At 64.9% G+C, this 13,261-nt stretch carries 13 protein-coding genes; 9 read left to right on the plus strand and 4 right to left on the minus strand.

Features of this window, described 5'->3' with window-relative positions; genetic code table 11:
• Window positions 1-157: 157 nt before the first annotated feature.
• The gene (locus tag RhoFasB10_RS13955; RefSeq protein ID WP_167676864.1) at window positions 158-1,006 is read right to left on the minus strand and encodes an aldo/keto reductase; all 849 of its coding nucleotides are present in this window, start codon (window positions 1,004-1,006) and stop codon (window positions 158-160) included.
• Window positions 1,007-1,062: 56 nt separating this feature from the next.
• Between RhoFasB10_RS13955 and RhoFasB10_RS13960 the strand changes: the two genes are divergently transcribed.
• From RhoFasB10_RS13960 to RhoFasB10_RS13985, 6 genes are all read left to right on the plus strand, one after another.
• Complete coding sequence (locus RhoFasB10_RS13960; protein WP_167676865.1) at window positions 1,063-2,697, plus strand: ABC-F family ATP-binding cassette domain-containing protein; 1,635 nt, start codon at window positions 1,063-1,065, stop codon at window positions 2,695-2,697.
• Between the two features lie 117 nt (window positions 2,698-2,814).
• Window positions 2,815-3,078, plus strand: a complete 264-nt coding sequence (locus RhoFasB10_RS13965) for a helix-turn-helix transcriptional regulator (protein ID WP_068424653.1) — start codon at window positions 2,815-2,817, stop codon at window positions 3,076-3,078.
• A complete protein-coding gene (locus RhoFasB10_RS13970; RefSeq protein ID WP_114330251.1) occupies window positions 3,075-3,608 on the plus strand; it encodes a hypothetical protein in 534 nt (177 codons plus the stop codon). Before RhoFasB10_RS13965 ends, RhoFasB10_RS13970 begins: the two co-directional genes overlap by 4 nt.
• Before the next feature lie 10 nt (window positions 3,609-3,618).
• Entirely contained in the window at window positions 3,619-4,509 is an 891-nt protein-coding gene (locus RhoFasB10_RS13975; protein ID WP_068424662.1) for an ATP-binding cassette domain-containing protein, read from the plus strand.
• A complete protein-coding gene (locus RhoFasB10_RS13980; RefSeq protein ID WP_167676868.1) occupies window positions 4,506-5,702 on the plus strand; it encodes an ABC transporter permease in 1,197 nt (398 codons plus the stop codon). Before RhoFasB10_RS13975 ends, RhoFasB10_RS13980 begins: the two co-directional genes overlap by 4 nt.
• 11 nt (window positions 5,703-5,713) lie before the next feature.
• On the plus strand, window positions 5,714-7,210 hold the full coding sequence (locus RhoFasB10_RS13985) for a carboxyl transferase domain-containing protein (RefSeq protein WP_167676870.1): 1,497 nt from the start codon (window positions 5,714-5,716) through the stop codon (window positions 7,208-7,210).
• Here the strand turns inward: RhoFasB10_RS13985 and RhoFasB10_RS13990 are convergent.
• Window positions 7,124-7,552 (minus strand): hypothetical protein, encoded by a 429-nt coding sequence (locus RhoFasB10_RS13990; protein ID WP_157105282.1) that lies wholly within the window; start codon window positions 7,550-7,552, stop codon window positions 7,124-7,126. The two genes, RhoFasB10_RS13985 and RhoFasB10_RS13990, sit on opposite strands and share 87 nt — an antisense overlap.
• Before the next feature lie 133 nt (window positions 7,553-7,685).
• On the minus strand, window positions 7,686-8,549 hold the full coding sequence (locus RhoFasB10_RS13995) for a DUF559 domain-containing protein (RefSeq protein ID WP_167676872.1): 864 nt from the start codon (window positions 8,547-8,549) through the stop codon (window positions 7,686-7,688).
• A 165-nt stretch (window positions 8,550-8,714) separates the two neighbouring features.
• Here RhoFasB10_RS13995 and RhoFasB10_RS14000 point away from each other — a divergent pair, with 165 nt between their 5' ends.
• Together RhoFasB10_RS14000 and RhoFasB10_RS14005 are read left to right on the plus strand one after the other, a co-directional pair.
• On the plus strand, window positions 8,715-10,568 hold the full coding sequence (locus tag RhoFasB10_RS14000) for a propionyl-CoA synthetase (protein ID WP_167676874.1): 1,854 nt from the start codon (window positions 8,715-8,717) through the stop codon (window positions 10,566-10,568).
• A 66-nt stretch (window positions 10,569-10,634) separates the two neighbouring features.
• On the plus strand, window positions 10,635-11,537 hold the full coding sequence (locus RhoFasB10_RS14005; RefSeq protein WP_068424680.1) for a DMT family transporter: 903 nt from the start codon (window positions 10,635-10,637) through the stop codon (window positions 11,535-11,537).
• A 54-nt stretch (window positions 11,538-11,591) separates the two neighbouring features.
• On the opposite strand, the gene RhoFasB10_RS14010 is transcribed toward RhoFasB10_RS14005, so the two are convergent.
• Window positions 11,592-12,935 carry a deoxyribodipyrimidine photo-lyase gene (locus tag RhoFasB10_RS14010; RefSeq protein ID WP_167676876.1) on the minus strand — a complete coding sequence of 448 codons (1,344 nt, stop codon included), beginning with the start codon at window positions 12,933-12,935 and terminating at the stop codon, window positions 11,592-11,594.
• A 115-nt stretch (window positions 12,936-13,050) separates the two neighbouring features.
• On the opposite strand from RhoFasB10_RS14010, the gene RhoFasB10_RS14015 reads away from it, so the two are divergent.
• A complete protein-coding gene (locus tag RhoFasB10_RS14015; RefSeq protein ID WP_068426045.1) occupies window positions 13,051-13,257 on the plus strand; it encodes a hypothetical protein in 207 nt (68 codons plus the stop codon).
• The last annotated feature ends 4 nt before the right edge of the window (window positions 13,258-13,261 follow it).

Genomic DNA, 13,261 nt, shown 5'->3' on the forward strand with positions numbered 1-13,261 from the left:
GTTCTAGGACACCTACACCTCGACCGCGACAAGCGATACCAAGGACAACTCCACGCCCCCGCCGCCTAGAATCGACTCTCACATCTATGTAGACATCGTGTCTCACATCTATGTAGACAGCACACGGACTCCTGCCCAACTATGCACGCACGGGTGGCTATGCCGCGAACACGTCCGGATCAGGGCCGGTGCGGCCGTCCGGGGTGTCCAGCGCGTTGATCTGCTTAATCTCGTCGCTCGACAGCTCGAAACCGAAGACGTCGAAGTTGCTCGCGATGCGCGCCGGCGTCACCGACTTCGGAATCACCACGTTGCCGAGCTGAATGTGCCACCGCAGGATGACCTGGGCTGGGGTGACGCCATGCGCGTCGGCGATCGACTTGAAGGCCGGGTCGTCCAGGATCGTGCCGGAACCGAGCGGGCTCCACGCCTCGGTCGCGATGCCCTTCGACGTGTGGAACGCGCGCAGCTCTTCCTGATTGAACCGCGGGTGCAGCTCGATCTGGTTGACGGCCGGAACCTCGCCGACCGCGTCGATCAGTTTCTCGAGCGTCGGGATGGTGAAGTTGGAGACGCCGATGGATCCGATCCGACCGTCGGCCTTCAGCTTCTGGAACGCCTTGAACGTGTCGATGTACTTGTCACGGTCGAGCTGCTGCCAGTGAATGAGGTACAGGTCCAGGTAGTCGAGTCCCAGACGGTCCATGCTGGCGTCGAAGGCGGTCAGCGTGGAGTCGTAGCCCTGATCGTCGTTCCACAACTTGGTCGTGACGAACAGCTCGTCGCGTGCGATGCCGGATTCCGCGATCGCCTTACCGGTGCCGGCTTCGTTCTCGTACACCTTCGCGGTGTCGATGCTACGGTAGCCGACCTTCAGTGCCTCCGCGACCGCGTCGTATGCGCCGTCGTCGGGAACCTGCCACACGCCGAAGCCGAGCTGGGGAATCGCATGCCCGTCGTTCAGCACGATCGTCGGAACAGAACTGGTTTTCGGTGAAAACGTCATACGAATGCCAACTCCCGAGGGGGTTTCTCTGTTCCCTGCACGCGATAATGGCGGGTGTGACTGCAACGCTTCGCATCGACGACCTGTCTGCCTTCCACGGCGACCGCACCCTGTTCGCCGGGCTCGACCTCACGGTCACCGAGGGCGACGTCATCGGCCTCGTCGGCGCGAACGGTGCAGGTAAGTCGACGTTGTTGACGCTGCTCGCGGGCGTCGGAACAGCCGAGTTCGAGGGTGAGATATACACGAGCCCGCCCGACGCCACCGTCGGATATCTCGCGCAGGAGCCGGACCGTCGGGCAGGAGAAACCGTCGTCCAGTTCATCGGCCGCCGCACCGGAGTCACGGCGGCCGAACAGGCGATGAACGACGCGGCCGAGGCGCTCGGTTCGGGCTCGGGCGAGGACCTCTACACGCCCGCGCTGGAGAAGTGGCTGGCGCTCGGCGGCGCCGACCTGGCCGAACGGACCGAAAAGGTGCTTGCCGACCTCGGTCTCGCGGTCGACGGTTCTGCTCTGATGACGTCGTTGTCCGGTGGTCAGGCCGCGCGGGCAGGGCTCGCCGCCATTCTGCTCGCCCGGTACGACATTCTTCTGCTCGACGAGCCGACCAACGATCTCGATCTGGCCGGGCTCGAGCAGCTGGAACGGTTCGTCGTGGAAACGCGAGCGGCGATCGTCGTCGTCAGTCACGATCGTGAATTCCTCGCGCGGACGGTCACCGGCATCGTCGAGTTGGATCGGGGTCAGCGCCGCATCGACGTGTACGACGGCAGCTACGAGTCCTACCTCACCGAACGGGAAATCGCGCGACAGCATGCACGGGAGAAGTACGACGACTACGCCGACACGAAGGCATCGTTGGAGTCCCGCGCGCAAATGCAGCGGAACTGGATGGAATCCGGCGTCCGGAATGCGCGTCGCAAGGCAACGGACAACGACAAGATCAGCCGCAAGACACGCGCGGAATCCACCGAGAAACAGGCCGCGAAAGCGCGTCAGACACAACGCCGTATCGAACGGCTCGAGGTCGTCGAGGAGCCCCGCAAGGAGTGGGAACTGCGGATGGAAATCGCCGCGGCACCCCGCAGCGGCACCGTCGTCTCGGTGCTCGGTGGGGCAGTCGTGCGTCGGCCGGACTTCACATTCGGACCCGTCACGACGCAGATCGAATTCGGTGACCGTGTGCTGATCACCGGCGCGAACGGTTCGGGAAAGACCACGTTGTTGTCGGTACTCCTCGGCAAACTGGTGCCCGACGAGGGAACCGCGTCGCTGGGCTCCGGCGTCGCGGTCGGTGAAATCGACCAGGCGCGAGGGCTGTTCACCGGGGCTGCGACCGTGGCCGAGTCATTGAGTGCCGCAGTTCCGGACTGGCCTGACGCCGATGTGCGTACGTTGCTCGCAAAATTCGGACTGCGGGGCGACGACGCGCTGCGGGCCGCCGATTCTCTGTCTCCGGGTGAGCGCACTCGCGCGGCCTTGGCCCTGCTGCAAGCGCGTGGCGTGAATTTGCTCGTGCTGGACGAGCCGACCAATCACCTCGACCTGCCCGCGATCGAGCAACTCGAACGGGCGATGGAGAACTTCGAGGGCACGTTGCTGCTGGTCACGCACGACCGCCGCATGCTCGACACCGTCCGCGCGACGCGACGCTGGGTCATGGACGGCGGTCGGTTGACGGAGGTGTGACTCTCCCGTCGGCATCGATGGACCGTGGCATCCGATAGACGGTTGCCGCGGTCCACCGATGCGGTGGAGCGTCGTCAACGGTTGACAGATCGTTGGGTTTATACAACACTTCGTTCTATGAGCCCCAAGCGTGCGACCACGCTCCCGATTTACAACCGGGTGGGAGTTCTGCGAGCCGAACGCAAGATGAGCCGCGCGCAACTGGCCGAACTCGTCGACGTCAACCCACAGACCGTGGGGGCGCTCGAACGAGGTGACCACTACCCGAGTCTCGACCTGGCCATGCGCATCTGCGACGTCTTCGACCTCCCCATCGAGGCCGTCTTCTCGCGCACGGAGCTCGGACCACTCTCCGCCGAACTGTTCAGAAGGGAACCATGAGTACCCCGGACACGAACATCCTCAGCCGCTACCAGACCTATCGAACGCGGCGCTTCCTGGAGAACGACGCCAAGACGCGCCACTGGTTGCCGGGTTGGCGCACACAGCATCGCCGACGCGTTCTGGCCGTCGCCGTTCTGGCCACCCTGTTCGTTCTTCTCGTTCTGTCGATCTCCACCCTGTTCTGGAAGTGGGCGCCCCTTGCGTGGCTCCCGGCCACTGCAGCGTTCCTCGTCCTGTGGACGATCCTGCAGACCGTGTCCGGCCGTCACAGCGACGCACCCGTGGGAGCACTCGACGAGTGGGAAGTGGAGCAGCGCAACGAAGCTCGCTCCATCGGCCTGACGGTCACCCAAGGTACCGTTCTCACCGCCGTCATCGCGCTCGTCTTCCTGTCCACCGCCCTCGACAACGACCGCCTCGCCTACGCGGGCGGCCTCTGGACCCTGGTTGCCCTCCTGACCGGAATCTGCTCTCCCGCAATCATTCTTGCCTGGATAACCCCCGACCCCGATCCCGAAGATCTCTGAAAGAGGCACCATGAGCACCCTCACGATCGACGACATCTCGAAAAGGTACGGCGACAAGATCGCCCTGGATTCCCTGACCTTCGACGTTCGGCCGGGCGAGCTCTTCGGCTTCGTCGGCAGCAACGGAGCGGGCAAGACCACCACGATGCGCATCGTCCTCGGCGTGCTGTCGGCCGACTCCGGGCGAGTTCTCCTGGGCGGCAATCCCGTCGACCTCGACGTCCGCCGAACCATCGGCTACATGCCGGAGGAACGCGGGCTCTACCCGAAGATGAAGGTCGGGCCGCAGCTAGCGTATCTGGCCGAATTGCACGGACTGTCGTCGGCCGACGCGAAGGCCGCGGTCGCGCGATGGACCGAACGACTCGGCATCTCCGAGCGATTGAACGACACGGTCGACGCGCTCAGTCTCGGCAACCAACAGCGCGTTCAACTCGCCGCCGCACTCGTGCACGACCCCGCGGTACTCGTTCTGGACGAACCGTTCTCGGGCCTCGATCCCGTCGCCGTCGACGTCATGAGCGACGTGCTGCGAGAGAAGGCGTCGTCCGGTGTGCCCGTCATCTTTTCGAGCCATCAGTTGGATCTCGTGCAGCGGCTGTGCGATCGGGTCGGCATCATCTCCGGCGGTTCGATGAAAGCCGTCGGCACCGTCGACGAGCTTCGAGGGGCAGGTGACGCGCAACTTCTCGTACACGCACCGGGCGCCCAGGAAGGCTGGGCCGACGCCATTGCAGGCGTCACGCCGATCGGTCATTCCGACGGGCGCACCATCCTGAGCGTCAAGAGCGGCGCCGACGACCAAGCCATCCTCCGCGCAGCGCTGGCCACCGGACCCGTGCACGAATTCTCCTTCCGTAAACCGTCGTTGAGCGACCTGTTCCGAGAGGCAGTGGCATGAGCCAACAGATGAGTTCGAGTCGCGCCATCGGATTGATCGCCAAGCGCGAGTTCACCGTTCAGGTGATGAAGAAGAGCTTCGTCATCAGCAACGTCATCATTCTTGCCGTCATCATCGGCGGCATCATCGCCTACTCGATCTTCTCCGGAGGCGACGACGAGGAACGTGACGTCGTCGGCGTCGTCGGCGATTCTTCGATCGCGTCCATCCTGGAGCAGACCGGCACCGCCGTCGGCAGCCCGGTCGAGGTTCGCGAAATCTCCGACGCCGACACCGCGCGCGCCGACGTCGAATCCGGTGATGTCGCAGTCGCTCTCGTACCGGGCAGCGCGGGCGCCTACACGGCGATCACCGATTCGGAGCTCGAGGGAACGCTCCGCGCCGTCGTCGAAGGAAGTGTGCAGACGCAGGCGACTGACACCGCTCTCGCCGAGCAAGGCGTCGACCAGAACGCGTTGGCAGCAGCAGTGTCGCAGGCGACCGTGACGGTCGAGGCGATCGATCCTCCCGATCCCGAAGCGGGACAACGTGTTGCGCTGTCACTCGCCGCGGTGTTCGTGCTGTACGCGCAGATCATCGGATTCGGAATGTACGTCGCGATGGGCGTCGTCGAGGAGAAGTCGTCGCGTGTCGTCGAACTGCTGCTGTCGACGGTTCGGCCGCTGCAGTTGTTGTGGGGCAAGATCATCGGGATCGGCGCGGTCGGCATTCTGCAACTCGCGTTGTACGGGGCAGCGGGTGTCGGAGCGGGACTCGCCACCGGCACTCTCACCGTCACCGGAACGGCCATCACGGTCTTCGCCAGCACCCTGGGCTGGTTCGTCCTCGGTTTCGCGTTCTTCGCGGTGCTGTACGCGGCAGGCGGTTCGATGGTCTCGCGGCAGGAGGACGTCAATTCGACGACCATGCCGTTGCTGCTGCTGATCATGGCAATGTTCTTCTCCGCGTTCTACTCCGTCGGAGATCCCGAGAGCACGCTCAGCAACGTATTGAGCTGGATTCCCCCGTTCTCCGCCGTCATGATGCCGCTGCGCATCGCGGCCGGTGTGGCGCCGGTCTATCAGGTCGTCGGCACGGTGCTCATCATGGCTGCCACCACCGCAGCCCTGGCCGTCGTCGCCGCGAAGATCTACCAGCGCTCGATCCTGCGGATCGGTAAGACCGTCACGTGGAAGGAAGCATTCGCCCGCTAAGCTCCAGTTCCATGAGCACGCGAACGTCCGCCGCCGAGATTCTCGATGCCATTCTCGACGGCGGATCGTTCGTGTCGTGGGATTCCCCGCCGATCGACGTCTCTCCCGGCCCGGCCTACGCGGCGGACCTCGACAGGGCGCGGGAGAGGAGCGGCGTCGACGAGTCGGTTCTGACCGGGCGCGGCATGATCGACGGCAGACCGGTGGCCGTCGTCGCCTGCGAATTCGCCTTTCTCGCCGGATCCATCGGCGTGGCCGCCGCGGAACGGATCGTCACCGCCATCGAACGGGCGACGGCCGAGGGACTGCCGTTGATCGCGTCTCCCACGTCGGGCGGAACGCGTATGCAGGAGGGGACGCTCGCGTTCGTCCAGATGGTGAAGATCGCAGGCGCCGTCACCGTGCACAAGAAGGCCGGACTGCCGTACCTCGTGTACCTCCGCAATCCGACGACCGGTGGTGTGTTCGCGTCCTGGGGATCGCTGGCGCACGTCACGTTCGCGGAGCCGGGCGCCCTGATCGGTTTTCTCGGACCTCGCGTGTATCAGGCGTTGTACGACAAGCCATTTCCCGACGGCGTCCAGACCGCCGAGAATCTGTACCACCACGGCGTCATCGACGGGGTCGTGCCGATCGACAGCCTCCGCCACTTGCTCGTACGTGCCCTACGCGTCGTCACTGGTGAGACCGAGATTCCCGCCGAGTTGGAGCCCGCCCCGGCCGACATTCCGGAGCACTCCGCGTGGCATTCCGTCGAGGCATCCCGACGCGAAGACAGGCCGGGCGTCCGGGAGCTTCTGGAACATGCTGCGACCGAACAGGTTCCGTTGAGCGGCACCGGCCAGGGCGAGTCGGACACCACTATTCTGTTGTCGCTGTGCAGGTTCCGCGGAGTCTCGTGCGTGGTGTTCGGCAACGACCGCAGCAGTCACAGCGTCACCGCAACCATGGGGCCGGCCGCACTCCGAGAAGCGCGTCGGGGAATGCGCTTGGCCGAGGAACTGGGCATTCCGCTGGTACTCGTCATCGACACGTTCGGTGCCGCACTGTCGAAAGAGGCCGAGGAAGGTGGTCTCGCACCCGAGATCGCGCGGTGCATCAGCGATCTCGTCACCGTGAACACACCGACCGTCTCGGTGCTGCTCGGACAGGGGACGGGAGGCGGCGCTCTCGCCCTGCTGCCTGCAGACCGAACGCTGTGTGCGCAGAACGCGTGGCTCGCGCCGCTGCCGCCCGAAGGTGCCAGTGCGATCGTCCACCGAGACACCGCCCACGCCCCCGATATGGCGGAGGCACAGGGCATTCGGTCGGTAGACCTGTTGCGTGACGGGATCGTCGACGCCATCGTCCCCGAGAACCCGGACGCGGCAGACGAACCCGTCGAGTTCTCGACACGCGTCGCCGGTGCGATCGCCCGCGAGCTACGTGAGATCGCGACCGGCGGGCCGGACCGCGTCTCGCTGCGTATGGAAAGGTACCGGCGGCTCGGAGTTCGGGATCAGAGCTAGCAGGTCGCCGGCCCGAACGTCCGACGGCAATGCGACCTTGCCGTCGCCGAACGCGAAGAACTCCCGTCCTGCCACCGAATGTCGATTGGCGACCTCGGCTGCGACACAGTCGCACGCGGCCGCGTCGACACGCACTGTTCCGGCGAGTACCGACCTCACCCGCGTGACGACGACGCCACCCAGCCGTGTCGGAGTTCCGTCGCAGTCGGCGAGATCCTCGACGCACACGCCGTCGACCATCAGGCGCCCCAGGTGAAAATGCGTCGCCGACGGCCAGATCGCCATGTCGAATCGGGACGGGCACGCGGCTCGGAGGGAGGGAAGTTGTTCGAAAAGGGTCACGTCGTCGAGTGTTCGTCGGGTTCGCCGCGGTTACCAGAGTTTTGACGAAACCCTTACGGACCAGCCGCGACTGGCTGCACAGTGTTGACGCGATTCGGGCGGGATCCCGCCAGTTCGGCCCGACAATGTGCACTCAGTTGCGCGGGAGAGTACGACTGGACGAATTGATCGACTTCCGACGCCGCCGCACCACGGTAATGATCTCCTCGACGACGCGGTCGAGGTCGGCAAGCACCGTCGCGGCCGAATACCGCAGCACCAACCATCCTTCGAGGACCACAGCGTTCTGCCGTCGGCGATCGTTGTTGAATGTCGCCGGATCGCTGTGGAACTCGCGCCCGTCGATCTCGACGATGACGCGGGCACGGAAGTCGACGAGGTCACCGTAGAACGGACCCACCCTCGCGTTGATCGCCATCCGAAAATTTCGGGCGGTCAAGGCACGCGCGACGATTCGCTCCGGTTCGGAGCGGGTGCCAGGGCAGCAGCGTCGAAGCTGTTCTCGAAGAGCCGCCATGCCCTTCATGCCGGCAGAAATATCGCAGATCTCCGCGACTCGTCGCCACGGAATCCGTGCGCCGATCGCAGCGTCGAAGAACTTCTCCAGTTCGGGCTTCGGGAGAACCGCAGCGACATCGACGAATGCCTGCTCGATCGCGACGATCCGAAATCCTCCGTAGGTCGCAACGGTGGGCAGCGTCCGGCGATAGATACGCACCCAATCGGGGGCACGTGATCGGCCCGACGGATCGATCGTGACTTCGACGCGCTGCGGTTCGTAGTCGATCAGCCCCCAGAGCCACGCTGCGGTCGTGTGGCTGACCACCGCCTTCGGCTTCCACAACGCGACGGCCCGGCACAGATCCATGTAGTCCGGCTTCTCGGTCGCATAGATCTCCGGAAGCAGACGTATAAGTTCCCCGGACTTCACGCGTCGGGAAATCGCACTTCGACTCATCCCTGACGCAATCAGCTGTGCCGCTGTCGATACCCCCATGACGAACAACCGTCGCCTATGGAGACCCCCGGTGGTAGGGGCAATTTTCGTCCTGTGGATAGCCCGCGACTGAGTGCACATTATCGGGCCATGTGGACGGGATCCCGCCAGTTCGGCCTGACAATGTGCACTCAATTGCGCGTATCCGCAACTAGTGTGGTTTTCATGAGCGGCGAGTACCGAAAGAGCTTCGACAGCAGCATCACCGATCGCGAAGGGTTCTGGCTGGATGCGGCCGAGAGCGTCACGTGGGACGCGCCGCCGAGCAGGGCGTACGACGGCGCGGGCTGGTTCCCCGACGGTCGGCTGAACACCTGCTTCAACGCGCTCGACCGCCACGTTCAGGCCGGTCACGGTGATCGGACGGCGTTGATCTACGACTCGGCGATGGTCGGCACCCAGCGTTCCTACACGTACGCGGAGTTACTGGACTCGGTGGCCACGTTCGCGGGTGTTCTGGCGAAACACGGCGTCACTCGCGGCGATCGGGTGGTGCTCTACCTTCCGATGATCCCCGAGGCCGTCGTCGCGATGCTGGCGTGCGCGCGGATCGGTGCCGTGCACTCGGTCGTGTTCGGTGGATTCGCTGCCAAGGAACTCGCCGCGCGTATCGACGACGCGAAGCCGAAGCTGATCGTCACCGCGTCGGGCGGTCTGGAGCCGGGACGTACCGTCGAATATCTTCCGATCGTCGAGAAGGCCCTGTCTCTGTCCTCTCCGACGACGGTCATCGTCAAAAAACGCGACGAGATTCCCGCCGACCACGCCTGGCTCGACTGGGACACCGAGATCGCCGACGCGTCTGCCGCCGAACCGGTTTCGGTGCAATCCACCGATCCGCTGTACATCCTGTACACGTCGGGAACGACGGGTAAGCCGAAGGGCGTCGTGCGCGACAACGGGGGCCACGCCGTCGCACTGACGTGGTCGATGCGCCACATCTACGACGTCGGAGCAGGCCAGGCGATGTGGACGGCGTCGGACGTCGGATGGGTCGTCGGACATTCGTACATCGTCTACGGCCCGCTGCTCGCCGGTGCGACCACGGTTCTGTACGAGGGCAAACCCGTCGGAACTCCCGACGCGGGTGCGTTCTGGCGCGTCATCGCCGATCACGGTGTGCGAGCGCTGTTCACGGCGCCGACGGCTCTGCGCGCGATCCGCAAGGTCGATCCGCACGCGTCGGAACTCGAGAAGTACGACGTGTCGTCGCTCGAGACGCTGTTCGTCGCCGGCGAGCGCCTCGACCCCGATACGTACGAGTGGATCAGCCGCACGCTGAATCGTCCCGTCGTCGACCATTGGTGGCAGACCGAGACCGGCTGGGCCATCTGCGCCAATCTACGTGGGCTGGAACCTTTTCCGATCAAACCCGGGTCCGCGACCGTCCCCGTTCCCGGCTTCCAGGTCGAGATTCTCGACGCGACGGGCACTCCCGTCGAGGCCGGCACCGAAGGCAACGTCGTCGTGAAACTGCCGCTACCGCCCGGCACGTTGGTGGGCCTGTGGAACGACGAATCACGGTTCCAGCGTTCCTATCTCGACACCTTCCCCGGCTTCTACCTCACCGGCGACTCCGGATACATCGATGCCGACGGGTACGTGTTCGTGCTCGGTCGTAGCGACGACGTCATCAACGTCGCGGGACATCGACTGTCGACGGGTTCGATGGAAGCCGTCGTCGCGAGTCACCCGGCCGTGGCCGAATGCGCCGTCATCGGCATCCACGACGACCTGAAGGGCCAGCGCCCCAGTGGATACGTCGTGCTGAAAGCAGGTGAAACGATCGAGGAAGACCAGCTGCGCGACGAACTGGTCGCGATGGTGCGCGATCAGATCGGTGCACTCGCCACGTTTCGTGACGTCACCGTCGTCGGGGCGCTGCCGAAGACTCGGTCGGGCAAGATTCTGCGCAAGACGATGCGTCAGATCGTCGCGGGTGAGGAGTACGGGGTGCCGTCGACCATCGAGGATCCGGCGGTGCTCGACGCGTTGGCGGAGCGGCTTCGCCGCTCGTGAGTGGGAATGTATACCCCTCTACACATTCGCACGCACGGGTGACGGCGTCGCCTACTGTTTCTCCTTATGACCGAGCTCGACACCCGCCCGAAACCCGACCTCCTCGCTCTCGGCGCCGTCACGATCACCGTGCTGTCGTGGGCGTCGGCCTTCGTCGCGATCCGCGGCGTCGGAACGTCGTTCGGCGCGGGACCTCTCGCGCTCGGGCGTCTGCTCATCGGCACGGTCGCGCTCGGACTCGTCCTGCTCGTTCGGAGGACATGGGTGCGGCCGAGCAGAACACAGTGGCTGCAGATCCTCAGCGTCGGAGTGTTCTGGTTCGCGATCTACAACGTCGCGCTGAACGCCGCCGAGCAACGGGTCGACGCGGGCACGACATCGATGTTCATCCAGATCGGCCCGATCCTGGTGGCCCTGTTCGCCGGACTGCTGCTCGGCGAGGGCTTTCCGAAATGGCTCGTCATCGGTGCCGCCGTCGCGTTCGGTGGTGCCGTCATGGTCGGCGTCGTCACCGCCGTCACGACGACCGACACCACCAGGACCGACGCCGACGCCCTCGGAATCGCGCTGTGCCTCGTCTCGGCCGTCACGTACGCGATCGGCGTACTGAGCCAGAAGCCGGTGCTCCGCACGATTCCCGGCCTGCAGGTGACGTGGATGGCCTGCGCGATCGGCGCGCTGTGCACTCTGCCGTTCCTACCCGCGCTTCTGGGTGACCTGAGCCACGCATCGACAGGCGCCACCGGCGGACTGATCTACCTCGGCCTCGTCCCGACGGCACTCGCGTTCAGTACGTGGGCTTTCGCGTTGTCACGTATGAACGCCGGCCGACTGGGCGTCACCACGTACGCCGTCCCGCCGCTGACGATTCTCATGGCCTGGGCGCTCCTCGGCGAGGTCCCGCACTACCTCGCCGTCCTCGGTGGAGTCGTCTGCCTCGTCGGAGTCGGGCTGTCACGGCGGCGTTGATCGGGTCGTTCCGCAGGCTTCACTCCCGGCGATAATTGGGTCGTTCCGCAGGCTTCACTCCCGCGGAGGTAGCGAGTTGAACCGCGCGATCGCCACCTGACGTTCGTGCCCGTGATCGACGATCGGCTCCGGATACTCCTTGGGCCGACCGCCTTTCAGGGCGTGCACCGCCTTGCCCTCGATGCCGCGCAACTCCGGTACCCAGCGACGCACGTAATCGCCTGCGGGGTCGAACTTCTCGCCTTGCGTGATCGGGTTGAACACGCGAAAGTACGGTGACGCATCCGTTCCCGTGCCCGCGGTCCACTGCCATCCGTGCTGATTGTTGGCCAGGTCGCCGTCGACGAGCTGGTTCATGAAGTACCGGGCGCCGCGCCACCACGGCAGGTGTAGATCCTTGACGAGGAACGACGCGACAATCATCCGCACCCGGTTGTGCATCCACTTCTCGGACGCGAGCTGACGCATTCCGGCGTCGACGATCGGGAAGCCCGTGCGGCCCTCCTTCCACGCCTCGAACATGATGTCGGCGTGCTTGCCGGAGTCGACATCGATACCGTCGAACTTCTTGTCGTAGTTCTCTCGCGCGCTGTCCGGTCGCTGAAACAGGATGTCCGCGTAGAAGTCTCGCCACGCGATCTGCCGTCGATACGCGGCACTTCCCTCGTTGCGCAGTGTCGACAGGTCCTTCAGAATCGTGCGCGGATGAATGTTGCCGTACTTCAAGTACACCGACATGCGGCTCGTCGAATCGAGATCCGGGCGGTTGCGCTCGTCGTCGTAACCCTCGATCCGACCCAGAAACTCCTTCCACTCGTCGAGCGCCGCCTTCTCCCCCGCGGGCGCCTCCGACGCATCCTTCTCGGTCGGTATCTTCGCTCGTCGCGGTAGGCCTGTCACGTCCGACGGGTCGAGCCACGTCGCGGTCTTCTCCGACGTCTCGGCCGGCCCGCGCCAACCGTGGTTCATCCACTGCCGGAAGTACGGCGAGAACACGCGATACGGCTCGCCGTTGTCCTTGGTCACTCGCCCCGGCGCGATGGCGTACGGAGAGCCGGTCGCGTGCAACGACACCCGCTTCCCGACGCGTTCGTCCCGCTCCCGCCCGTACGGGCCGTAGTCGGCGCTGATGTGGACCTCGTCGGCGTCGGCGGCTTTCGCGACCTTCGGCACCACCGTCGCCGGATCGCCCTTGACGACGAGCAGACGTCCGTCCAACTGCTCGTCGAGCGCGGACAGGCTTCGGAACAGGAAGTCGCGACGAGGACCACCCGACGGCTTCAGCAGTGCGTCGTCGAGCACGAAGAGGCCGAGGACCGGGTCACCCGACTCCGACGCGGCACCGAGAGCGGGCAGATCGTCGAGTCGGAGATCGCGTCGAAACCACATGACAGACATGGCCCGATACATACCCGCCGGTTTCTCAGAGAAACGCCACTCTTGCTTCACAGTCGCCGCAGAATCGCCCCCTAGCTTGGGAAACACGCACGAACGAGAAGGAAAGGAGCACATCATGAAGACCACGCCGAGGTTCCCGGGAGCGCAGTCTCTGGTGAACAGCACCTGCAGTTTCGAGAAGTACTACGAGGCCCTGTACTCGCAGGCGCCGACGGTCGCCTGGTCGCTCGACACCGACGCGACGCGTCGTAGCGCCCTGGAGGAGTTCTTCGCACAAACGCCCGAGGAACGGCAGAAGACCGTCGACAGTTGGGCTGCCTAGGCAC

Source organism: Rhodococcus sp. B10 (assembly GCF_011770055.1).
Taxonomy (GTDB): Bacteria; Actinomycetota; Actinomycetes; order Mycobacteriales; family Mycobacteriaceae; genus Rhodococcoides; species Rhodococcoides kyotonensis_B.